The organism is Bacillus cereus group sp. BfR-BA-01360 (assembly GCF_022663595.1).
In the GTDB taxonomy this organism is placed as follows: domain Bacteria; phylum Bacillota; class Bacilli; order Bacillales; family Bacillaceae_G; genus Bacillus_A; species Bacillus_A cytotoxicus.
In genome coordinates, this window is record NZ_JAKUFV010000001.1 from 94,177 (window position 1) to 118,153 (window position 23,977).

Below are 23,977 nucleotides of genomic sequence, written 5' to 3' on the forward strand. Positions count from 1 at the left end.
TTTATGAAGCAATCTGCTTAGATTGTTGTTTTTCTTTTATTTCTGGTAGTAGTAAATTTAACAATACACCTACAATTGCTGCAAGCGCCATTCCTTCTACTTGGAATGATTCTCCGATATGAAGCACTGCACCGCCTATACCAATAACAAGAATAACAGATGCAATCATTAAGTTACGTTTGTCACTTAAGTCTGTTTTTTCGTCCACCATCATACGTAAACCACTTGATGCGATGACACCAAAGAGCAGGATGGAGACACCGCCCATGACTGGTGTTGGAATCGAATGAATCAGCGCTGAAATCTTACCGATAAATCCAAACACGATTGCGAAGATTGCTGATCCAGCGAATAAATATACACTATACGCTCTTGTAATTGCTAGCACCCCGATATTTTCACCATATGTTGTATTCGGCGGCCCACCAATTACAGATGCTATTAATGTCGCTACACCATCACCAAAGATTGAACGATGTAAGCCTGGTTTTGCAATTAAATCTCGATTAATAACATTTCCAAGTACAATTTGGTGCCCAATATGTTCTGAAATCGTTACTAGTGCTACCGGAACCATCAGAAGCATAATTTTCCAAGAAAATTCCGGTGTATATGTTACAAACGGTACAACAAAGTCTGGTACATTGAACCAGCTTGCCTCAGCTACCGGCTTAAAATCGACTAACCCTTGAAAGTATGCAAAAATATATCCGCCAATAATTCCAAGCAATACCGGTATAATACTGAAGAATCCTCTTCCAAATATGGAGCAAATAATCGTAATTACTAATGTGACTAATGCTACTGAAAAGTGTGTAAAGCTATATTTTCCATCGACATCATTCATTGCCATATTCACAGCCGTATGCGCTAAAGCTAAACCAATAACCATTACAACTGGACCAACTACAATTGGAGGGAGTAACTTCATAATCCAAGCTGATCCTGACTTTTTAATTCCTAGCGAAACTAGGAGATAAACAAGTCCTGCTAGCATACCACCGAGCATTGCTGCTCCCGGCCCCCCCGCTGTTTTTGCCGTTATAATTGGAGCAATAAATGCGAACGATGATCCTAAATAGGCAGGTACTTGCCCTTTTGTTATAAGAAGAAACGCTAATGTTCCTAATCCACTGGAAATTAAAGCTACTGATGGATTTAATCCTGTTAAAAACGGAACCAGCACTGTTGATCCGAACATTGCAAACAAATGCTGTATGCTTAAAAATAACCATCTTCCCGGTTTCGGTATTTCATGAATGTCTAACACTGGCTTTTGCTCCATTGTTATATCCTCCTTCAATTTAAAATTTTGCAATAAAAAAACTCTTTGTGTCCGTGCACAAAGAGTCCTATACTTTCATATGGCAAATTTGACATATGAAAGCCAAGACCCTTTGGCAGCCTCACAGGACTACATTTAAAAGGGCTTTACTTTTCGTATATGCTTACTCGATCTTTTTGATCTGTCTCTTGCAAATCAACTTCAATACGTTCTTCACTTGATGTTGGAATATTTTTCCCTACATAATCAGCGCGAATTGGCAACTCACGATGACCTCTATCTACAAGAACAGCTAACTGAATTTGTGATGGTCTTCCTAAGTCCATTAGTGCATCCATCGCAGCGCGAACTGTTCTCCCTGTATATAATACATCATCTACAAGAATAACTTTTTTCTTTGTAATATCTACAGGAATATCAGAGCCTTTTACAAGCGGTTCTTTATCTTTAGATTGTAGCGTTAAATCATCACGATATAGCGTAATGTCTAACTCTCCAACTTCAATCTCTTTTCCTTCAATCTGACCAATTTTTTCTGCTAAACGTTTTGCTAGAAAAATCCCACGTGTTTTAATTCCGACTAAAACACATTGGTCGACACCTTTATTATGCTCTACAATTTCGTGACTAATACGTGTTAAAGCGCGACGAATCATTTGATCATCTAAAACAACTGCCTTTTCTTTCATGCTTTACACCTCCAAGCTTTTTTTGCACGTGAGAGGAATCGTATAAAAAAAGTCCTCCCAGCGTGTGCGAGAGGACTTTTGAAAAAAGGGTACAAGTATACCCTAAATATTTCAAACCGTTACCTTCTCAACCTCACGGGGCTGTGTTAAAGGATCATTATTTAACTGTTGTTAGTATCGCAGTTTTTATTCATTTTGTCAATACTATTTCCGTAAAATATTTAATGTTTCCTCGAATATAGCTGGTGCAGGTGCTTCAAATTGTAAATATTCACCTGTACGCGGATGATTAAATCCTAAAATTCCTGCATGAAGCGCTTGTCCATTCAAATTTAATGTCTTTTTCGGACCATATTTCGGATCCCCAGCAAGAGGGTATCCAATATATTTCATATGAACACGAATTTGATGTGTTCGTCCCGTTTCTAAACGACATTCGACAAGTGTAAAGTCCTTAAATCGTTCTAACACTTGAAAATGCGTAACTGCATGCTTACCATTTTCATCAACAGCCATACTTTGACGATCTTTCTTATCTCGAGCAATTGGCGCATCAATTGTTCCTTTATCGTGCGGGATTACACCATGCACAATTGCCTGATAGCGTCTCGTCACTGTTTTTTCTACTAGCTGATTTACTAAAGATTCATGCGCCATATCATTTTTCGCAACCATTAATAAGCCTGATGTGTCTTTGTCAATGCGGTGTACAATACCTGGACGCATGACGCCATTAATGCCTGATAAATCTGTACAATGATACATTAAACCATTAACAAGTGTACCACTCGTATGCCCCGGTGCTGGATGTACAACCATACCGCGTGGTTTATTAACAACTAGTACATCCGCATCTTCGTAATAAATCTCTAAATTCATATCTTCGGCACGAATATCCAATTCTTCTGGTTCTGGAACTGTTACTGTAATTTCATCATTTTCTTTTACTTTATAATTTCCTTTAACCGTCTTTCCATTTACTGTTATGACGCCGTCTTTAATCCATTGTTGCACTTGTGTGCGTGACCACTCATGATTTACACTTGCAACAAATTTATCAATCCGTTCGTTTTTCCGTTCTTCTACAACTGTTACTTGTACTACTTCACTCATTCAATTACTCCTTCATTTTCTTTCCTTCTAATAATGTTTGAATAATAATTAATACAACACCAATACATAAAGCCGAATCAGCTATATTAAATACCGGATAATTGTATGAAAAAATATACACGTGAATAAAATCCACTACTTCTTGTCTAAATACACGATCAATAAAATTACCAATCGCTCCACCTAAAATAAGACCGAGAGAAATCCCTAACAGTTTATCTGTTTTTGCATACTTCTTCATATAAAAGACAATAAATCCTACAAAAACAACTGTAATGATATAGAAGAACCACATTTTGTTTTCTAAAATACCCCAAGCAGCTCCTCTGTTTCGATGTGATGTTATGTATAATACATTATCGATAATTGGGATACTTGCACCTAATTCCATGTTCTTGACAATGAACCATTTCGATAGTTGATCGATAGCAATAACAAATAACGCTATTAAATAATATATCATTTTATTTCCCCCACAAAGACAGTGTACCTCAAAATTTTAGCATAGCTGCTATCTTTTCACAACGAACCTTTATAGAAGAATAAAATAAAATGAAAAAAGGTACTATAATATTGTTGTGCGAATTACACATTTACTTTTTTATATAAAAATTCATAAATGGTACGAGCTGTTGGCAACATCTTCATACGTTTTAAAGAAATCATTTCTCCTGTTTCTTCACAAACGCCATACATATCAATCTCCATTTTAAATAATGCTCGCTCAACATCTTTTAAGTCTTCTCTTATATCATGTAAAAGCAATTTCTTCTTTGCATCCAGTTGTATTTCATATCCCAGTTCTTGTCCAAATTCCATCTCATATGTGCGACTTACTTCCTTTGCCAATCGCTCCTGTAATTCTTTTCTCATCACTTGTAATTCTCGTTTTATATCCATATAGATTTCATTCACGTGTACATTCCTCCTAGCTGCAATGTACCGTTAGTGTATCCGAATTCCACTTACTTACCGCACACACATTTTTCCTTCATAGGAAGTTCTTCTATGCTGTTTCATTCATTTTTCATAAGTAACCTTATACTTGTTATAACATAAACGATATAAAAAAACTGACCGCTATATAAGCGATCAGTTTTTTGTATTATTATTTTACATAATTCTCTTTTACAACAGTCGCGCAACGCTCACATAATGTTTTATACTCGTTATCGTTGCCAACTGTTTCCGAAACAACCCAGCAACGTTCACAAGTTTCACCGTTTGCTTGTGTAACAAGAACTGCCGTATGTTCATATTTTTGTGCATCCGCTGGCGCTTCCTCTATCGTTCCACCAAGTTTATATTCAGAAACGATAAATAGTTGTTTTAAATCTTCTTGAATAGATTCTAACATTTCTTTCATTTCTGCTGTTGGGAATAATGTAATGCTAGCCGTCAATGATTTACCAATCACTTTCTCATTACGCGCCACTTCTAGTGCTTTTAATACGTCACTACGAAGCGTCATAAATGCATCCCATTTTGTTTTTAACGCTTCCCCATCTTGTAATTCGATAGCTTCTGGCATATCTGTCAATTGTACGCTCTCTTCTGTAACACCTGGAATATATGGCCACACTTCATCAGCTGTATGAGGTAAAATCGGTGTTACAAGTTTCGTTAACGCAACAAGAACATCATATAACACCGTTTGAATTGCACGACGATCATGATGATTTGCCGCTTCAATGTATAAAATATCTTTTGCAAAATCTAAATAGAATGAACTTAAATCGATTGTACAGAAGTTATGAATTGCATGATATACTGCCGCAAAGTCATAAGTTTCATACGCTTCTTTCACTTTCGTAATTAAGTCATTTAATTTCACTAACATATAGCGATCCACTTCGCGAAGTTCCGCTTTTGCTACTGCATCTTGAGCTGGATTAAAGTCAGCTAAGTTTCCTAATAAGAAACGGAATGTGTTACGGATTTTGCGATATACTTCTGCAACTTGTTTTAAAATATCATCTGAAATACGTACATCAGACTGATAATCAACAGAAGATACCCAAAGGCGTAAAATATCTCCACCTAGTTGGTCCATAATCTTCTTCGGTACAACAATGTTTCCGATTGATTTACTCATTTTGCGACCTTCACCATCAAGTACGAAGCCATGGCTTAGCACACCTTTATATGGTGCTTTACCTGTTACAGCAACAGCTGTTGATAATGAAGAGTTAAACCAACCACGATATTGGTCAGATCCTTCTAAATATAAATCAGCTGGACGTTGCAAGTCGTCACGTTCTTCTAATACAGCTTGGTGAGAAGAACCAGAATCAAACCATACATCCATAATATCTGTTTCTTTACGGAATTCACCATTTGGACTAGATGGATGTGTGAATCCTTCTGGTAGTAAATCTTTCGCTTCGCGTTCAAACCATACGTTAGAACCATGTTCACGGAATAAGTTTGCTACATGATTAATTGTTTCATCTGTAATAATTGGATCATTATTTTCTGCATAGAACACAGGAATTGGTACACCCCATGCACGTTGACGAGAAATACACCAGTCACCGCGGTCACGAACCATATTATGAAGACGAGTTTCTCCCCACGCTGGTACCCATTTTGTTTCTTTCACAGCTTGTAATAATTCACTACGGAATGCCTCAATAGATGCAAACCATTGTGCTGTTGCACGGAAAATAATTGGTTTTTTCGTTCTCCAGTCATGTGGATATGAATGCGTAATAAATGTTAATTTCAGCAACGCGCCAACTTCTTCTAATTTTTCCGTAATTGGTTTGTTTGCTTTATCATAGAATAAACCTTCAAATCCAGGTGCTTCACTTGTTAATACGCCTTTATCATCAACTGGACAAAGAACTTCTAGACCATACTTTTGCCCTACAATGAAATCATCTTCCCCGTGTCCAGGTGCTGTATGTACACAACCTGTACCAGCATCTGTTGTTACATGCTCACCAAGCATAACTAAAGAATCGCGGTCATAGAATGGATGTTTTGCAACTGTATATTCAAGTTCACTACCTTTTACTGTTCTAACAACTTCAGGGTTTTCCCATTCTAATGTTTTTGCTACTGTATCAAACAGGTCAGAAGCAATGATATATTTTTCATCATTTACTTTAACGATGCTATATTCAAGTTTTGGATGAACAGAAATACCTAAGTTAGCTGGCAATGTCCAAGGCGTCGTTGTCCAAATAATAAATTTCTCGTCACCTTCTAATACGTCTTTTCCATCTTTCACTTCAAATGCAACGTAAATAGATGCTGATTTTTTATCTTTGTACTCAATTTCAGCCTCAGCTAAAGCAGATTCACTCGTTGGAGACCAGTAAACAGGTTTTTGTCCCTTATAGATATAGCCTTTTTTCGCCATTTCTCCAAATACTTTAATTTGTTGTGCTTCATATGCTGGTTCCAAAGTAATATATGGATGATCCCAATCCGCACGTACACCAAGGCGTTTAAATTGTTCACGCTGACGATTTACTTGTTCGTATGCATATTCCGCACATAATTTACGGAATTCTGCGACCGGCATTTCTTTACGCTTTACTCCCTTATTCGTTAAAGCCTGCTCAATTGGTAAACCATGCGTATCCCAACCTGGAACATAAGGAGCACAATAACCAGTCATTGATTTATAGCGTACAATAAAGTCTTTTAATACTTTATTTAGTGCGTGTCCCATATGAATATCACCATTTGCATATGGAGGACCATCGTGTAATACGAATAAAGGGCGTCCTTTTGTACGTTCTTGTACTTTTTCATAAATGTTCATTTCAGCCCATTTTTCTTGTATTGCAGGCTCACGTTTTGGTAAATTCCCACGCATTGGGAACTCTGTTTTTGGCATTAGTAATGTATTTTTGTACTCCATGCTCAATTCCTCCTTACATGTATCATAAAAAGACTTAAAAACGAAATAAAAAAGAGACTTTCACATCCCAAAAGGGACGAGAAAGTCTCCCGCGGTACCACCCTATTAAATCATATACGTATGCACATGATTCACTTTATATCCTTAACGCGAATATACGCCTACGCTTACTCATTTTTTCAGCGCGGAACTCCAGGGTGATTTCCCATTTATCTCCTTATCCTGAGCTCACACCATCCTCAGTTCGCTTTATAAGGGGTGAAAAAGGTACTTATCCCTATCTTCGTTTTTCTTAATCAATATGTTGTTTAAAATTATATGTAATAATGAGAAAAACGTCAAGTTTACACTGTTTCTTCTTTTTTCAACAGTTCGTCCACTTCGTCTTCTAATTCGATGAGCTTGTCCCAATCGTCGTTGTTTAACATTTCAAGCTGTGTTTCTAGCAACATGCGGAAACGAGTACGAAACACTTTTGCTTGTTTCTTTAGCTCTTCAATATCAAAAGCAACTTTTCTTGATTTCACTAACGCTTCATTAATGATTCGATCCGCATTTTTTTCTGCTTCACGAACGATTAGTTTTGCTTCTTTTTGTGCATTGCGTTTTACTTCTTCCGCCGCTTCTTGTGCTACAACAATAGACTTATTTAGCGTGTCTTCAATATTAGAAAAATGATCTAGCTTTCCTTCTAATTGAGCAACCTTCTCTTCTAAAGCTTTCTTTTCACGAATGACTAATTCATAATCTTTAATGACTTGATCAAGAAATTCATTCACTTGATCTTCATCATAGCCACGAAATCCGCGACTAAATTCTTTATTATGAATATCTAATGGTGTTAACGGCACAAAAGCCACCTCCAAGTAGTTATCTAAATTTTCCTCTTTTAATTATATCTTTTCTTCGACAAAATAAGAGTTTTTTCCTTCTAAAAAATCAATCATTTTAGTATACCATACAAAACTCGCCATTTGTCTTTTTTCGTTCTTCCGTCGACCGAAAACAATTTACTTCTTCCATGTCCTCTGACCGACAGAATATCTCCTGGAAGACATTCATATGAAGTTTGATCTACAACTTTCCAATTCACTTTTACAAGCCCATTCTTTATAAGGGGTTGTACTTTTTGACGTGATAGATGCAAGATTTCAGCTAACACGACGTCTAAGCGTAGTGATGAAACAGTTCCAAATTGCTCTCTCCATTCATCCTGCAATTGCAAAACATTCTCTGCTGATACACTGAAGAGAGAAACCTTTGTTTTTCCAATTGATTGTAAGTTCATTTCAATATAAGAAACAACTTCTTTTGCGACTACGATTTGGACACGATTTTCTTGAATAAAAATATCACCGTACTTTTCTCTCTTTAAACCAAGGGACATAAGTGCACCTAGTATTTGTCTATGTTCAAGCGTATAAAATTTGGAAGGATAATCAATTTCTAATACTTCTACTTGAAATTCTTCTTCATTTAAAGCAAGATAATCTGGATAAAAAAGTGCCCTTTTTCTCTCCGCTTTTGGCGCTGCACCATTAAATTGTAAAGAAACATCTCCTTGCTGTCCAACTATTGTAGTTACAATTTGTTGCTGACGCGGATCAAGGAAATCTGTTAATTTTACTTGATGGTACTCTTCTACTGCTCGTTTCCATTCCAACACTTTATCAACAAAACTGGCCTCTTCAGGCCTAAAATGTTCGTAAATGCTCATGCATGCAACCTATCTTATAAAAAGTAGCCAAATAAAGTGACTAAGCCGCTGCTAGCAAGCTTTAATGCAATAATTGCAACGATCGGAGAAATATCAATTACACCAAGCGGTGGAATCACTCTCCGAAATGGCTCTAAATACGGTTCGCAAATGCGTGCTAAAAAGTCACCGACTGCTGATTCTCTAGCGCCTGGAAACCAAGTTAGAAGAATGTAGACAATAAGCGCCCAGGAGTAAATTTGAATGACTAAGAGCAAAGCTTTTAAAATTATAAACATGGCGTATTACCACCTCTTTATATTTGTCTCTTCCTCTTCACCGAATAACTCGGAAATTGCTCCAACAATATCCACATTCTCAGGTGTACACATAAATGTTTTTGGTCCTAACTTTTGAATATCCCCGCCTATAGCGTATACAGTACCACTTAAAAAGTCAACGATGCGTACTGCTTGATCGGTAGACATTCTTTGCAAATTAATGACTACAGCACGTTTTCCTTTTAGATGGTCTGCAATCCCTTGTGCTTCTGAATACGTACGCGGTTCTAACAAAACAACTTTAGAAGATTGCTTTGCTGTTTCAATGCTTACGACATTTTGTTTTGGTTGTACTTTTGTAAATGGTACGTCTTGTTGTTCTGGAGGTTCTTGCTGTTTTTTCATTTCTATTTGCTCCTTTTCGTAAGCATATTGAGCTGCTTCTTTTTCCTCTGGCGTGTCAAAAAAGAAATACTTCACTTTTGACCAACTCATAATACATTCTCCTTCCTTTTATGCTTTTCCTACTAAAATCGTTCCCAAACGAATATATGTAGCACCTTCTTCAATCGCAATTGTATAATCATTCGACATTCCCATTGATAGCTCTTTGCATGGAGCATACGAAAGTCTTAATTCCTGTACTTGCTGTTGCAACATGCGAAGCGTTTTAAAGCAGCCGCGTATTTCTGCTTCATCTTCCGTAAATGGTGCCATTGTCATCAAACCAACAACTTCAATTTTATCAAATTCCTTCAAAGCATGAACAAACTCAATAAGTTCCTCAACTTGTAACCCTTGTTTTGATTCTTCACGCGATGTTTTCACTTGTATAAAACATTTAACAGGCTTTGTAGCACGCTTTTGAATCTCTCTTGCAAGAGAAAGACGATCTAACGAGTGCAAATAGTCAATATGACTAATAATTTCTTTTACTTTTCTCGTTTGTAAGGAACCGATAAAATGCCAATTGACTTGTGAGCCAAAATGCTCATATTTTTGTAAAAATCCTTCATTTCTATTCTCCCCTAAATCAGCAATTCCGGCCTCTACTACCTCATTCGTTTTTTCAATTCCAACCGTTTTTGTTACTGCAACAAGTTTCACATCATGGATGGAGCGTCCAGCTCGCTCACATGCTTGTTTCATTTCTTCCTGTATCACTGCTAAATTCTCTTGTACTGTCACTGTTTTTCAATCCTCCTTAAAACCTATGAAACTCAACATTCTTCCTGTCTTTCCTTGGTCGCGGCGATGCGAGAAAAATAATTGCTCTTCACAGCTTGTACAAAGAGATGACATCACAATATGTTCTTCTTTTATGCCAGCTTGTAAGCATACTATACGATTTATCTCTTTTAAATCAATCGCGTATTGTCCAGCTGAAATGACTTTATAAGGAACAGATCCATTTATAATTTGTTTTGCTGCTGATAAAACACGATCGTCTACAACATAGCAACATGCTCCAATCGCAGGTCCAATTGCAACATGAATGTCAGTAGTAGAAACGCCCTCAGCTTTCCACTTTTGAATCATTTCATTCGCAATTTCTTTCACAGTGCCTTTCCATCCGGCATGCGCAAGACCTATTAAACCATGTGAAGGTGCATAGAAAAAGAGAGGCACACAATCAGCATAACAAGATATTAAACATACATCTTTATCAGCTGTATAGATACCATCCGTCTTTGGAATTCCATCTTCATATACATAAACTCCGCGCCCTTTTTCTTCATGTCCCACTTTTTCTACATGATGATTATGAACCTGTTCTGAACAAATCCAATTTTCTAATGGCTGATGTAACTTATTTGCTAAAATACGTCTATTTTCATGAACATTCTCAATGATATCATTCACATGTAATCCTAAATTCATCGCATGAAAGGAGCCTGTACTTACTCCACCATCTTTTGTTGTAAAGCCAGCAGTAATGTTCCCAAGATCTTCCCATGCTTGTAAATACAATATACCGTCCACATATTTAAATGGTTCTCTCATAAAGCGGCTCCTTCTTCATTAAAATAGCTTAAAAATCATGGTACTTCCTGTCTATTTTACCATACTTTTATTTTTCCATAATGACAATATAAAAAAAAGAGGAATTTGTAATATTCTTTAAGAAATTGTCGGTGTTTGTATTGATTCTGTTACAGAATTGACATGATCTGCTCTTACAAGTATGACATCTTCACCGATTTTCACAATTTTATTCCAATTAATAACAATCTCTTCTTCTCTACCAAATAACCCTAGCATACGTGCTTGCTTTGAAATAATAACAGCTTGAATTTTCCCCGTATGCATATCTATATCAATGTCACCAATATTTCCAAGTTTTTTACCATCCGAAACATTTACGACATCTTTCATCTGAAATTCTGAAATTCTGATCATTATGATTCACTCCTTTTCCCTCATGAACAGGAAGTAGCCTTCACTGATAGAAAATCCATTTTATTCTCATTATATGAACACTACATTCTCTCTATGAGCGGAATATAAAGCGAAACTTTCAACCGTGAAGGATTCTTTCATCCGCTACTAACGAAAAGCCTATTCCCATCTATCTTTCTTGTTTCTCTCCAACTCTTACTACCTTAAAATAGCGGATAAACAAATTTATATGTAAAAAAGGTCTCCCCATAAACGGGGAAACCTTAGCCTTGAATTGTCTTATTCATTTGTTTAATCGCTGACTTCTCTAACCTTGATACTTGTGCTTGGGAAATTCCAATTTCTTCTGCAACTTCCATTTGTGTTTTTCCTTGAAAAAAACGCTTTCGAATAATCATCTTTTCTCGATCATTGAGTCGTTTCATTCCTTCTTTTAGTGCTAGTTCTTCAACCCACTGCTCGTCCTTTTGTTTTTCATCGCTCAGCTGATCCATTACAAAAATAGGGTCTCCCCCATCGTTATAAATTGGCTCAAATAATGAAACTGGATCTTGAATTGCATCAAGCGCGAATACAATTTCCTCATGCGTAACATCAAGAACTTGCGCAATATCCATTGCTGTTGGCTCTTTGGAGTTTTCAGCAATTAATTTCTCTCTTACTTGCAATGCTTTATAGGCAATATCCCGTAATGAACGAGACACGCGGATTGGATTATTATCGCGCAAATATCTTCGTATTTCCCCAATAATCATCGGCACAGCATATGTTGAAAATTTAACATTTTGACTTAAATCAAAATTATCAATGGATTTCATGAGTCCAATGCAGCCAACTTGAAATAAATCATCCACAAATTCTCCTCTATTGTTAAATCGTTGAATGACACTTAATACAAGTCGTAAATTTCCATTCACTAATTTCTCTCTTGCACTTGTCTCTCCACTTTGCATTTCTCGAAATAATTTACGCATCTCATCATTTTTGAGTACTGGAAGTTTAGCTGTATCAACACCGCAAATTTCTACTTTATTTCTTGTCAAAGTGTTCCCTCCTATCGGGAGTTGCTGTACAGTGTAAAGTATCTCCTTTGGAGGGAATTTTATGCATACAGTTTTTCTTCTCTTTCTCATAAGCATGTCATGATTTTGTTATGCAGAAACAACAAAAACCAACCGGGCTTCCGATTGGTCTTCGTATTCTCTATAATATGACGTTCTTTTTCATATTTCCTTTATACCATCTTATTAAATTCTTTTCGCAACCTTTTTATAATTCTTTTTTCCAAACGGGAAATATAAGACTGCGAAATCCCTAACATATCGGCTACATCTTTTTGTGTTTTCTCTTCACCGCCTGCAAGCCCAAAACGCAGCTCCATAATTTGTTTCTCTCGATCATTTAATTGGTGTAAAGCTTTCATGAGAAGATATCGATCTACATTGGCTTCCAAATCCTTTGTAATAATGTCGTCATCCGTACCAAGCACATCTGAGAGCAACAACTCATTCCCATCCCAATCAATATTTAACGGTTCATCAAACGATACTTCAGAACGATTTTTATTATTTCTACGTAAATGCATAAGAATTTCATTTTCAATACACCGAGATGCGTATGTCGCTAATTTAATTTTCTTTTCAGGGTTGAAGGTATTTACCGCTTTAATCAAGCCAATTGTGCCAATACTGATTAAGTCCTCTATATTAATCCCTGTATTTTCAAATTTACGAGCTATATATACGACGAGCCGTAAATTTCGTTCAATTAATAAAGACCTGGCCGCTTGATCCCCTTTTGGTAATTTATTTAATAAAACTTCTTCTTCCTCTTTTGTTAAAGGCGGTGGTAATGCCTCACTGCCACCAATATAATAAATTTCATCGGTCTTAATTCCCAACTTCATCAATATTTTATACCAAAGATAAACGAAATACAGCTTCAACTTCACCATGTTTCCCCACCTCTCCCTATTAAGCAATCGTTACTTTTTGTGATATCAACATCTTCGGATGAACGATACATTGATACTCCCCATTAGTAGAGAACCGTTGTACATTTAAGCCAAGTAGCACTTTATTTACAATAATATTTCGTCCTTCATGTTGAATATGAACAGCATCAGGCTTGATAGCCCATAAAAATTGATGATCAATTCCTACTGCTCGAAAAGGAATTAAGCGCAATCGCGTCGCCCAGCCCGAATCATCTTCCGGTATTTGAGGAACTTCCGTTTTCGTATAAACTTGTTCGGTTAACCATGCTGGCAAACAATGTTCTAAACATGAAATATGAATAACCATAACTGGTGTTTTTGTTAATGGATCATAAAGCTGATTTCCACTATCAATTAAACCATCTAACACAATTTCATTTTCTGCAAGTTTAATATTCACTTTAATAATTTGATCATAATGAATTTTCGTTACTTCTACATTTTCAATGCGCTTCTTCGAAAAATAATAAATAATGGGAAAACCAACAACGACAAATATCCAACTGACTGGATCACCATAAGAAATAGATTGTGATTGTACCAAACCATTTACCATTTCATTTGTTTGGAGAAAAAAATGAGTTCCTATTAAACCTCCTCCTACCATGAATGTAACAAAATAAAAAGTAAAAACGGTCTGTGCATAATCTCTAAAATTCGAAAAGCCAAATGCTGTATACACAATGCATAACGAATATAGTAGTTTCATAATTGGATGTGTCATCATAGAAGAAAAAGGAGTAAAGGCAAAAATAACAATTGTGGAACCAATCAACGCTCCCAGCACTAGCCTCCATCTTTTGATCCTCTTTTTTAGCACAGTTGCTGTTAATAAAAGCAAAAGAAAATCAATGCAGGCGTTTAACAACCAAACAATGTCGGCGTAAACAACCAAACCATTCACCTCTTTTTTTTAGTTGAGACTAGTATAATGCATATCCAATGAGAAAGTGTGTCAATTTGCGGAGTGGTTTTTTTGTTATTTTGGTGGTTCTAGACAGAATCTGTCGCAGAGAATAGGAAACAAGCAAAAGGGACCTATAAAAATATAGATCCCTTTTGCTTATTGTAATAGTTTTCAAAATAAAAAGGAGCTTTATAATGCTCCTTTTTATTTCCTTATCTTCTACGACGGTTGCGTAAAAATGCTGGAATATCAATATCATCTGCGTCTGTATTACGATCGTGGATAACAGGCTCTTCGCGCTTCACTTCTCGTTTGACTTCACGATGTTTTGGTGGTTGAACTGCAGCCTGTTGTTGTACATGACTTGAATTTATTTTTGGACGTACTAATGTTTTTTGTTGTTGCGCTACAATGCTATCATCGAAACCAGTTGCAATAACAGTTACAACAATATCATCTTTTAATCCTTCATTGATTACAGAACCAAAAATCATATTCACTTCAGGATCTGAAGCTGAAGCTACAATGTCTGCTGCTTCTTGTACTTCATATAAACTTAAGTTTGCGCCACCTGTAATATTCATAATAACACCTTGCGCACCATCAATAGATGTTTCTAGCAATGGGCTAGAAATTGCCTTTTTCGCAGCCTCTGCAGCACGGTTTTCACCATTACCAGAACCGATACCCATTAATGCTGAACCTCTATTAGACATAATTGTTTTCACGTCTGCAAAGTCTAAGTTGATTAAACCAGGCGTTGCAATTAAATCTGAAATACCTTGAACACCTTGGCGTAATACGTTATCCGCTTCACGGAAAGCTTCTAACATTGGTGTGTTTTTGTCTACAATCTCTAATAAGCGATCATTTGGAATGACAATCAATGTATCTACATTTTCTTTAAATGCAGCGATACCAGATGCTGCTTGCGTAGCACGTTTGCGTCCTTCAAATGTAAACGGGCGTGTTACGACACCTACTGTTAATGCGCCTAATTCCTTTGCAACTTGTGCAACAACTGGAGCTGCACCAGTTCCAGTTCCACCGCCCATACCAGCCGTTACAAAGACCATATCTGCGCCGCGAAGTGCTTCTTGAATCTGTTCTTTGCTCTCTTCAGCAGCTTTTTTTCCTACTTCAGGATTCGCACCAGCACCAAGCCCACGCGTTAGTTTTTCACCAATTTGCATTTTGGTTTCAGCTTTTGATAGATTTAATGCTTGTGCATCAGTATTCACAGCGATAAAGTCTACACCTTGTACGCCATGTTCAATCATACGGTTTACAGCATTATTTCCGCCACCGCCGACACCGATAACTTTAATATTCGCTAATTGATCTTGAGTAGTATCAAACTCTAACATGTCGAAATCCCCCTAGAACCTCATTTTTCGTGTCCAAATTTAATCCCATAAATACTGGAATACACGTTTTACTTTTGACATCATACGTTCATCTTTTTGTTTTTTGTTGTTTTGATTACGAGTTTTTTGTTTCGCTGGTTGCTGTTGTTGTACCGGCATAGGCGCAGGCATCGGTTCAAACTGCTCCTCAGTTTCTTGAACACTTTTTCCTCGTAATTTTGCTTTTTGGTAAGAGTATTTGATTAATCCAACCCCAATTGTATATTGAGGTTCACGAACACCGATATAATCTGGCGTTGTAATACGAACATTTTCATGTAAAATATCATACGCAAGATCAAGAACACCTGGCATAGAAGCAATACCGCCTGTGAGCACATAACCAGAAGCTACCTGCTTCACTCCCAATTTACGCACTTCTTCTTGAACAAGCATTAAAATTTCCTCTACACGTGCTTCGATGATATCAGATAACTCTAGTTGAGAATATTGTTCTGTTTGGTCACTTCCCATAATAGGAACTGTGAACACCTCTTCTTCAGAAGCAGTGTCATAAAAGGCATGTCCATATTTCAGTTTAATTTGCTCCGCATTCTCTGTTGAAGTTTTTAGCCCAATTGCAATGTCCTTCGTTATGTGATCTCCACCAATTGGCAATACACTTGTTGCTTGTAACTCTCCATCTCTAAAAATAGCTAAAGTGGTAGAACCTCCGCCAATATCAACAAGGGCTACTCCTCTATTTTTTTCATCTGATGATAAAGCAACTGTGGCAGCCGCTAAAGGCTGTAAACAAATATCAACAATTTCAAGACCCGCCTTCTCTACACAACGAAGTAGGTTATGTAGTAAAGTTCTTGAGCCTGTAATTAATGTACCTTCCATCTCTAATCTTACACCAATCATCCCGCGTGGATCGTTAATCTCGTCAAGGCCGTCTACAATAAACTGTCGAGGTACCACATCAATAAATTCACGTTCAGGAGCAATCGACACAACTTGTGCTGCATCTAGAACTCGTAAAACATCTTCATTTCCGATTTCACGATCTTCATTTGAAACAGCTACTACTCCATGACAAGGGAGTAACTGCACTTGGTTTGCATTGACACCTACAACAACCTGTTCAATATGGATCCCTACCATACGCTCAGCTTGTTCAATTGCTTTTTTTATCGATTGAACAGTCTCGTCTATGTCAACTATTGAGCCTTTTTTTAACCCATTTGATTTTACATTTCCAACACCAATAATGTTTAAAGTATCATTGACCATTTCGCCAATGATGACTTTAACATTGGATGTACCGATGTCAAGACTAACATATATTTCATTGCTGTTCATTCTTTGGCACCTCCTTCTTTATTTATACCATACAACTCCATATATGGAACAACAATCGCAGCTTTACTATTTATAAGAAAAATATTCAACGTCTTTATGCGTTTCCCTTTTTTAACCCTATATTTTTCTTATTTTTATTTCATATTCATTTTAAAATAGGCTGTAACCCACAAATGAATGCTTTATCTTGAAATAATTCTATTTCAAGTGTAAAGACTACCGCCAAATATAAGTCTACACTAAGATGTTCTTATAGAAAAGTGAAACTTGTATCAATCCTAGGCGAATCAAAGAAAATCTAACTATTTTTTAACAAATCGTTCCTTATCGCTAAATAAAATCTAATCAAAAGAACATACGTGCTTATATGCTATTAAAAAGAAACAAAACTACTATTCTACTATTTCTTCTTTTCATCATCTAAATATTTAAAGTATGTGGCAACCTCCAAATCAATTAAAGCCTTTCTACCCGGCTCAATTTGTTTCAAAATTAATGGATAAGCTTCCATCCGCTTTGCAAAATCTTGAATGGTTGTACTAACTTCATAACCTTCATTCATATATAAGGTAAGATGACTTTCATTTGAGGTCGTTGGAGTATAACGAATCTCAGAAATGGATCTTAGAATAGTTGGAGTTAATTTTTCTAATTCTGAAATTAATTCTTTCATTTTTTCCTCTTTAAACGGTTCAAAAATTGGAGCTGCGACAGGCAACTTTCCGCTCGGTAGTATATCTAATGTTTTCCCATTTTCTAAAAGCGGTTGTAACTTCCCATTCTTATTAATATAACCTATCGTTACGTATTCTTCGATGTGTATGTCAATTTTATTTGGAAAACGTTTCTTAACATCCACCGATTTAATTTCTATTTGCTTCTTTAAATTTTCTTCTGCTTGACGCGCTGTTACTCGGAAATAACTTGTTTTATACGTTATCCCAGACTTCTCCATAACCTGCTCATCTGTCATATAATGATTACCAAAAACACTAATCTTTTTTATATTACTTAGCGGAGACCGAAAATAAATTAAAAAAAGCACTAATAAAAATAAAATTGATATGTATAAAATTAATCGGTGATTGACAGGCGGTTTATTCCTCTTCTTTTGATTTTTTAATTTTGGTACACGATCTTGTAGCTTGATAACTTTACTATTTTTCATGTACGATCCCCCTATGTAACATAAAGAACGGCATGTTTGTCATGCCGTTCTATCTTCTTATTATACCATAAATGATATCGAGCGGAACAGATAACAGTTATCTTCCAATGATTTCTACTTCTGTATGCATATCTATATCAAATTTTTCTTTAATGTTTCTTTTAACAAAGCCAATTAAGTCTAAAACATCTTGAGCTGATGCTGTTCCTGTATTGACAATAAAATTCCCATGCACTTCAGACACTTTCGCACCACCAATTTGGTATCCACGAAGTCCAGCCCTTTCGATTAAATCTCCAGCAAAATGGGGCAGCGGATTTCTAAATATACTTCCTGCGCAAGGGTGGCTCCACGGCTGTGTGTCACGGCGATACTCTTTATTCTTTTGCATAATGCGAACAATTTCTTCTCGATTTCCTCGTTCGAGTTGAAATTCAGCTCCTAATACAATGCCCGGAAGCTTTGTTTGTAAAACCGAAGTACGGTAAGAAAATTCCATTTCTTCTTTTGACAACCAGGCAACTGTTCCATCTTCCAACATAACGCAAGCTCTCGTTAAAATTTTCGAAATATCGGACTTATGAGCTCCAGCATTCATATATACTGCACCGCCAACACTTCCTGGAATTCCACTTGCAAATTCCAATCCTGCTAATCCTTGGCGGCTAAGTAATGTTGACAACTTAATAAGGGGGTATCCTCCACCAACTCTTACAGTAGCTTCTTCGACTTCAAGATGGTCTAATCCTTCTCCTAAGCGAATCACAACACCCTCTATACCTTTATCAGAAACAAGAAGGTTGGAACCACGTCCAATTGCCGTCCAGTTCACTTTATATTTCTTCACTAAAGCTAAAATCTTTTCAATACTAGAAATGCTTGTCGGAATAACAAATATATCAGCTGGCCCACCTATTTTCATAGTTGTATATCGAGCTAATGATTCATTTAGGAACACTTTCCCAACTTTTGCTTCTATGAGTTCCTTTGCTAATTGTTTCATAATGATCTCCCCCATATTAAGTCTCCTTATTACAGTAATATGCAGGACATTCACCTAAGGTTATTTTTTCATAAGTTGTTTCATTACTTCAAATAGCTTATTCGCCGCATCTGGAATCCCTAACTGTTTCGCAGCTAGTTTCATATTTTGCAATGTTTGAGTGTTTAACAAAATTTCATCAATATTATGAAGAAGTGTTTCAGCTGTTAAATCTTTTTCAAGAAGCATTTTAGCTGCTCCTTTATCAACAATGGATTTCGCATTTTTCTCTTGATGATTATTTGTTACATAAGGACTCGGAATAAGAATACTCGGCTTTCCTAACGCAGTCAATTCTGCCAATGTCGTTGCACCAGCTCGTGAAACAACGAGATCCACGCCAGTAAGTACCTCTGGCATATTATGAATAAACGGCTTAATCATAACGTTATCTGGATTTCCTTTTTCTCTCACAATTTCCATAACTTTATCATAATGTACTTCACCAGTAATATACAATACTTCATAGTTTTTGTTACCAAATTGTTCAATCGCTTCTACAAAAGCATCATTAATCGGTCTTGCGCCACGGCTTCCGCCAAAAATAAGAACCGATTTTTTAGAAAGTGATAATCCAACAGAACGCTTTCCTTTCATTCCATTTTGATTCATTACTTCCGACGCACGTGGATTTCCCGTCATTACGACTTTAGATTGTGGGAAATGTTCCGCCGCTGCTTCAAAACAAACCGCAACTTTATCCACATAGCGACTTAAAAACTTATTTGTTACACCTGGTACACTATTTTGTTCGTGCACAATCGTTGGAATTCCTAATTTTGCTGCTGCATATACAACAGGACCACATACATATCCACCCGTTCCGATTACGACATCAGGATTAAAACGACGAATATATCTTTTACTATCTTGTACACCTTTCACAAAACGCATAACAGTTTTCACATTATCAAAGGATATTTTACGTTTAAATCCACTAATTACAATGGATTGGAATGGTATACCTGCCTTTGGAACGATGGTACTCTCCAGTCCATTTTCTGTACCGATATATAAAAATCGTGCTTCTGGATGTAGCTTCTTTATTTCTCTAATTAAAGCAAGAGCTGGATAGATATGACCACCTGTGCCACCACCACTAACTAATATTCGCACTACAAATTCCTCCGCTTCTCTATTCTAATTTCAATTGTACACATGTTTATATTTGTATGATAAAGTGAAACTTTAATGAATGGGGTTCTTCATCCCCCATTCATTATGAGCCCTCACCAATCAGGCTGTTGCGAGATAAATGACGTTCTCATACATACGAAAAACCCTGTCTTATAAACAGGGTTTAGTAGCGAGAATGTCGGCTTATATTCAACAATACGCCCACTGCCATTAGCATCAAAGTCAAACTTGATCCACCATAACTTAAAAATGGCAAAGTGATTCCTGTAACAGGCATCAGCCCTGTTACAACACCAATATTAATCATCACTTGAATCGCAATCATCGCCACAATACCTACTGCTAAAAACGTGCCATATAAATCAGGCGCTCCTAACGCTATACGAATTCCACGCCACAATAACAGACTAAATAATAATAACACAAACGAACCGCCAATAAAACCTAGTTCTTCTGATAAAATTGCAAATATAAAGTCTGTTTGTGGTTCTGGTAAATACAGAAACTTTTGTCTGCTTTGCCCTAACCCTAGTCCAAATAAACCGCCCGGACCAATCGCAAGTAATGATTGAATAATTTGGAATCCACTTCCAAGAGGATCCGACCAAGGATCTAAATAAGATGTAATTCGCTTTATTCGATAAGGTGCTGAGGCAATTAGTCCAACAAATCCAGCTATACCAACTAATCCTAACATTGCAAAATGAAAAACACGCGCTCCTGAAATAAAGATCATAATAATACATGTCCCAACCATAACTGTTCCTGTTCCTAAATCAGGCTGAAGCATAATCATTCCAAAAGCTACAAAAACAAAACTAAGTGCAGGAAGTAACCCTCGTTTAAACGACGGAATCACCTTCTGTTTTTCAGCCAAAAATTTGGCTAAGAAAATAATCATCGCAAACTTCATAAACTCTGAAGGTTGAATGGAAAACGCTCCGATACCAATCCAGCTCCGCGCTCCTCCTCGAACAAGTCCGACTCCAGGAATGAGGACAAGAATAAGAAGAATAAAACAAACAAGTAAAATGACCTTGGAATAGTTTCGCCACACCCAATAATCGACTTTCATAATAAAAAACATCGCCACTACTCCAAGGCCTGCAAATAGTAGTTGCCGTTTCGCAAAAAAGAATGAATCTCCCATCTTATAGGAAGCCCAGACAGCGCTTGCACTGTAGACCATAATCATTCCGATTGTTAATAATAAAAGCGTAACAATAATGAGAATAAAATCAGGCGTTTTTTTCATTGGCAATGACCACCACCTTTATAGACAAAGCATTTTTGTCCTATGTAACAAAACATCAGTAGGTGTTAGCCTACTGATGTTTTGTTTTACTTTATATAAGTTTATGCACAGCTTGTATAAAAATGTCTCCTCTTTCTTCAAATGTTTTAAATTGATCCCAGCTCGCGCATGCTGGTGAAAGTAGGATAACATCTCCATCAGCAGAGTGAGCATATGCTCTTTCTACCGCTTCTTCTAAATGATGGACAGCTTCAATAATTGCTACCCCTGCTTTTTCAGCTGCATGAACGAGTTTCGGTGCAGTTTGTCCATAAGTTACAATCGCTTTTACATGTTGTTCAAAATACGGAATTAAATCATCAAATTCATTCCCGCGATCTAGTCCGCCTGCAAGTAGAATAACAGGGCTTGTAAATGCTGATAATGCCTTCTCCGTCGCCAATATATTCGTTGCTTTTGAATCATTATAAAACTTTCGGTTATGAATCGTTGTTACATATTCTAAACGATGCTTTACACCTGTGAATCGTTTTAACACGGCAACAATTGCCTCATTTGCTACACCTAACAATTTCGCAATACTCATTGCCGCCAAAATATTTTCCAAGTTGTGTTTACCTGGTAAAACAATGTCCTTGATTTCAACAACTTTCTCACCTTTAAAATACAGAGCATTCTCTTTTATACATGCGCCATCTTCAATTTCTTTTGTAGTAGAAAACAATATCTTTTGCCCTTTGCTATTAGCAGATAATTCCATCACATCCGCATCATCTGCATTTATCACACTATAATCTGCTGCTGTCTGGTTTTTAAAAATATTCGCTTTCGCTAAACCATATTCTTTTTTTGTACCATGGTAATCTAAATGTGCTTCAAATAAGTTTAAAAATGCGGCAATCTTAGGCTGAAATGTCTCCACACCCATTAATTGAAATGATGAAAGTTCTGTCACAAGCACTTCATTCGCTTTCGCCGCCTGTGCTACTTCACATGCTACTGTTCCTATGTTACCAGCAATAGCGGGATGCTTTTCTCCCTCTTTTAACATTTCAAACGTTAGCATTGTTGTTGTTGTTTTACCATTTGATCCTGTAATACCAATAAATGGCGCCTCTGAAATACGATATGCTAATTCTATTTCCGTGATAATAGGAATCTGTTTCTCTGTCGCTGCAACTAGCAGTGGGTTGGAATATGGGATTCCTGGATTTTTCACTACAAGCGCAATATTTCTTTCTAATAATTCTAATGGATGGCCTCCACATACTACATCCATCCCTTTCGCTTGTAGTTCTGCTGCTAACTCATTATTCGCTAAAGGCTTCCCATCATTTACAATGACATTTGCTCCTAAGCTTTTTAATAAATTTGCTGCTGCATACCCACTTTTTGCAATACCTAATACAAGAATATTTTTATTTTGATAATCAGTTACCGTTTTCAATTACATCCACACCCCGATATAAATTCCTAATACTGCTAGTAAAAATCCTACAGACCAAAATGTTACAACAACACGCCATTCTGACCAACCACATAATTCATAATGATGATGTAGTGGACTCATTTTAAAGACACGTTTTCCAGTTGTTTTAAATGAAATAACTTGGATAATAACAGATAAAGTTTCCATTACAAATACGCCGCCAATAATAACAAGTAATAATTCTTGTTTTAACAAAATCGCCACAGCTGCAATTGCGCCCCCTAAAGCAAGTGAGCCTGTATCACCCATAAAGACTTTGGCAGGGTTCGCATTAAATACTAAGAATCCAAGTACAGCCCCTACAACTGCCATACAGAAAATCGCTACTGCATATTGTTCTTGCGCTACTGCTATGATACTAAACGCACCAAATGCGATAGCGGCTGTTCCTGATAGTAATCCATCTAGGCCATCTGTCAAATTGACTGCATTTGATCCCCCAATAAGCATAAACAACACAAGAATAAAATATGCCCAGTATAAATCAAATGTAATATCAGTTCCTGGAATCATTAAATGTGTATCAAACCCTTGCCCTTTCGCAATAGCAAAAAACGCAATGGCAATAATCAGTTGCCCAAGTAGTTTCTGTTTTGACGTTAAACCTAGGTTACGTTTCTTAACGACTTTTATATAATCATCTAAAAAACCAATCAACCCGTAACCAAACGTTACTAATAATAGTAATGACACTTCTGCACCTAAATGTTCAAACTTAATTGCCATAATGAGTGTTGTTACCATCATAGACACATAAATAACAATACCACCCATCGTTGGTGTTCCTGATTTTTTTTGATGTGATTTCGGTCCTTCATCGCGAATGCTCTGTCCAAACTTTAATTTTCGTAAAAACGGAATAAACAATGGCGAAAGGGCAACTGAAATTAAGAACGCTACCCCAGCCGTTACTAATAAACCTTGTTCAAGCACA

At 36.7% G+C, this 23,977-nt stretch carries 24 protein-coding genes and 1 other annotated feature; all 24 genes read right to left on the reverse strand.

Features of this window, described 5'->3' with window-relative positions; translation table 11 throughout:
* Nucleotide 1: 1 nt before the first annotated feature.
* Nucleotides 2-1,285 (reverse strand): solute carrier family 23 protein, encoded by a 1,284-nt coding sequence (locus MR056_RS00450; RefSeq protein ID WP_012094980.1) that lies wholly within the window; start codon nucleotides 1,283-1,285, stop codon nucleotides 2-4.
* 146 nt (nucleotides 1,286-1,431) lie between these two features.
* Entirely contained in the window at nucleotides 1,432-1,974 is a 543-nt protein-coding gene (pyrR, locus tag MR056_RS00455) for a bifunctional pyrimidine operon transcriptional regulator/uracil phosphoribosyltransferase (RefSeq protein WP_012094981.1), read from the reverse strand.
* Nucleotides 1,975-2,178: 204 nt separating this feature from the next.
* A complete protein-coding gene (locus tag MR056_RS00460; protein ID WP_012094982.1) occupies nucleotides 2,179-3,087 on the reverse strand; it encodes an RluA family pseudouridine synthase in 909 nt (302 codons plus the stop codon).
* A gap of 4 nt (nucleotides 3,088-3,091) precedes the next feature.
* The gene (gene lspA / locus MR056_RS00465) at nucleotides 3,092-3,550 is read right to left on the reverse strand and encodes a lipoprotein signal peptidase LspA (RefSeq protein ID WP_012094983.1); all 459 of its coding nucleotides are present in this window, start codon (nucleotides 3,548-3,550) and stop codon (nucleotides 3,092-3,094) included.
* Nucleotides 3,551-3,672: 122 nt separating this feature from the next.
* A complete protein-coding gene (locus tag MR056_RS00470; RefSeq protein ID WP_012094984.1) occupies nucleotides 3,673-4,002 on the reverse strand; it encodes a TraR/DksA C4-type zinc finger protein in 330 nt (109 codons plus the stop codon).
* Between the two features lie 193 nt (nucleotides 4,003-4,195).
* Complete coding sequence (gene ileS, locus MR056_RS00475; RefSeq protein ID WP_012094985.1) at nucleotides 4,196-6,961, reverse strand: isoleucine--tRNA ligase; 2,766 nt, start codon at nucleotides 6,959-6,961, stop codon at nucleotides 4,196-4,198.
* Nucleotides 6,962-7,030: 69 nt separating this feature from the next.
* Nucleotides 7,031-7,254: a binding site (T-box leader), on the reverse strand.
* 51 nt (nucleotides 7,255-7,305) lie between these two features.
* Nucleotides 7,306-7,812, reverse strand: a complete 507-nt coding sequence (gene divIVA, locus MR056_RS00480; protein ID WP_012094986.1) for a septum site-determining protein DivIVA — start codon at nucleotides 7,810-7,812, stop codon at nucleotides 7,306-7,308.
* 92 nt (nucleotides 7,813-7,904) lie between these two features.
* A complete protein-coding gene (locus tag MR056_RS00485) occupies nucleotides 7,905-8,678 on the reverse strand; it encodes a YlmH family RNA-binding protein (RefSeq protein WP_048721941.1) in 774 nt (257 codons plus the stop codon).
* Nucleotides 8,679-8,692: 14 nt separating this feature from the next.
* Nucleotides 8,693-8,956: a YggT family protein gene (locus MR056_RS00490; RefSeq protein WP_012094988.1), complete on the reverse strand. Its 264-nt coding sequence runs from the start codon at nucleotides 8,954-8,956 to the stop codon at nucleotides 8,693-8,695.
* Between the two features lie 6 nt (nucleotides 8,957-8,962).
* Nucleotides 8,963-9,433, reverse strand: a complete 471-nt coding sequence (locus tag MR056_RS00495; protein ID WP_012094989.1) for a cell division protein SepF — start codon at nucleotides 9,431-9,433, stop codon at nucleotides 8,963-8,965.
* 18 nt (nucleotides 9,434-9,451) lie between these two features.
* The gene (locus tag MR056_RS00500; protein WP_012094990.1) at nucleotides 9,452-10,126 is read right to left on the reverse strand and encodes a YggS family pyridoxal phosphate-dependent enzyme; all 675 of its coding nucleotides are present in this window, start codon (nucleotides 10,124-10,126) and stop codon (nucleotides 9,452-9,454) included.
* Between the two features lie 6 nt (nucleotides 10,127-10,132).
* Nucleotides 10,133-10,942, reverse strand: coding sequence for a peptidoglycan editing factor PgeF (gene pgeF, locus MR056_RS00505; protein ID WP_048721938.1), 810 nt, complete (start codon nucleotides 10,940-10,942; stop codon nucleotides 10,133-10,135).
* 117 nt (nucleotides 10,943-11,059) lie between these two features.
* The gene (locus MR056_RS00510; RefSeq protein WP_012094992.1) at nucleotides 11,060-11,338 is read right to left on the reverse strand and encodes a YlmC/YmxH family sporulation protein; all 279 of its coding nucleotides are present in this window, start codon (nucleotides 11,336-11,338) and stop codon (nucleotides 11,060-11,062) included.
* 263 nt (nucleotides 11,339-11,601) lie between these two features.
* Nucleotides 11,602-12,381: an RNA polymerase sporulation sigma factor SigG gene (gene sigG, locus MR056_RS00515; RefSeq protein ID WP_012094993.1), complete on the reverse strand. Its 780-nt coding sequence runs from the start codon at nucleotides 12,379-12,381 to the stop codon at nucleotides 11,602-11,604.
* Nucleotides 12,382-12,572: 191 nt separating this feature from the next.
* Nucleotides 12,573-13,292: an RNA polymerase sporulation sigma factor SigE gene (gene sigE, locus MR056_RS00520; protein ID WP_012094994.1), complete on the reverse strand. Its 720-nt coding sequence runs from the start codon at nucleotides 13,290-13,292 to the stop codon at nucleotides 12,573-12,575.
* 19 nt (nucleotides 13,293-13,311) lie between these two features.
* On the reverse strand, nucleotides 13,312-14,229 hold the full coding sequence (spoIIGA, locus tag MR056_RS00525; protein WP_012094995.1) for a sigma-E processing peptidase SpoIIGA: 918 nt from the start codon (nucleotides 14,227-14,229) through the stop codon (nucleotides 13,312-13,314).
* 224 nt (nucleotides 14,230-14,453) lie between these two features.
* The gene (gene ftsZ, locus MR056_RS00530; RefSeq protein WP_012094996.1) at nucleotides 14,454-15,608 is read right to left on the reverse strand and encodes a cell division protein FtsZ; all 1,155 of its coding nucleotides are present in this window, start codon (nucleotides 15,606-15,608) and stop codon (nucleotides 14,454-14,456) included.
* Nucleotides 15,609-15,647: 39 nt separating this feature from the next.
* Complete coding sequence (ftsA, locus tag MR056_RS00535; protein WP_012094997.1) at nucleotides 15,648-16,952, reverse strand: cell division protein FtsA; 1,305 nt, start codon at nucleotides 16,950-16,952, stop codon at nucleotides 15,648-15,650.
* Nucleotides 16,953-17,352: 400 nt separating this feature from the next.
* Nucleotides 17,353-18,120, reverse strand: coding sequence for a cell division protein DivIB (gene divIB / locus MR056_RS00540; protein WP_012094999.1), 768 nt, complete (start codon nucleotides 18,118-18,120; stop codon nucleotides 17,353-17,355).
* Between the two features lie 97 nt (nucleotides 18,121-18,217).
* A complete protein-coding gene (gene murB, locus MR056_RS00545) occupies nucleotides 18,218-19,123 on the reverse strand; it encodes a UDP-N-acetylmuramate dehydrogenase (protein WP_041810494.1) in 906 nt (301 codons plus the stop codon).
* A 60-nt stretch (nucleotides 19,124-19,183) separates the two neighbouring features.
* Nucleotides 19,184-20,278 carry an undecaprenyldiphospho-muramoylpentapeptide beta-N-acetylglucosaminyltransferase gene (murG, locus tag MR056_RS00550; RefSeq protein ID WP_012095001.1) on the reverse strand — a complete coding sequence of 365 codons (1,095 nt, stop codon included), beginning with the start codon at nucleotides 20,276-20,278 and terminating at the stop codon, nucleotides 19,184-19,186.
* A gap of 184 nt (nucleotides 20,279-20,462) precedes the next feature.
* On the reverse strand, nucleotides 20,463-21,554 hold the full coding sequence (spoVE, locus tag MR056_RS00555; RefSeq protein WP_012095002.1) for a stage V sporulation protein E: 1,092 nt from the start codon (nucleotides 21,552-21,554) through the stop codon (nucleotides 20,463-20,465).
* Between the two features lie 91 nt (nucleotides 21,555-21,645).
* The gene (gene murD, locus MR056_RS00560) at nucleotides 21,646-23,001 is read right to left on the reverse strand and encodes a UDP-N-acetylmuramoyl-L-alanine--D-glutamate ligase (RefSeq protein ID WP_048721934.1); all 1,356 of its coding nucleotides are present in this window, start codon (nucleotides 22,999-23,001) and stop codon (nucleotides 21,646-21,648) included.
* Nucleotides 23,002-23,976 (reverse strand): phospho-N-acetylmuramoyl-pentapeptide-transferase, encoded by a 975-nt coding sequence (gene mraY / locus MR056_RS00565; RefSeq protein ID WP_012095004.1) that lies wholly within the window; start codon nucleotides 23,974-23,976, stop codon nucleotides 23,002-23,004.
* Nucleotide 23,977 lies beyond the last annotated feature (1 nt).